Origin of the sequence: Methylobacterium sp. E-005, assembly GCF_022829725.1 — a bacterium.
GTDB lineage: Bacteria > Pseudomonadota > Alphaproteobacteria > Rhizobiales > Beijerinckiaceae > Methylobacterium.
Genome location: NZ_JAKSYG010000036.1, coordinates 1 through 247 on the forward strand (window position 1 = coordinate 1; position 247 = coordinate 247).

A 247-nucleotide genomic window follows, 5' to 3' on the forward strand; every position below is an offset into this window, starting at 1 on the left:
CCAGACCAGCGGGTTCGTTCAGGCGCTCAGCGCGGCGGCGACCCGGATCGGCGACGTGGTGGTGCTGATCTCGAGCATCGCGTCGCAGACCAACCTGCTGGCGTTGAACGCCACCATCGAGGCGGCCCGGGCGGGCGAGGCCGGCAAGGGGTTCGCGGTTGTGGCAGGCGAAGTGAAGGCCCTCGCCGCGCAGACCGCCAAGGCGACCGAGACGATCGCCGGCCAGATCGCGGCGATCCAGGGCGAG

General features: G+C 71.7%; 1 protein-coding gene. It reads left to right on the forward strand.

All coding sequences use genetic code 11. The features are described from left to right. Positions 1-247: methyl-accepting chemotaxis protein (locus MKK88_RS03440; protein WP_243997201.1), on the forward strand; the 247-nt coding region annotated here is incomplete at both ends.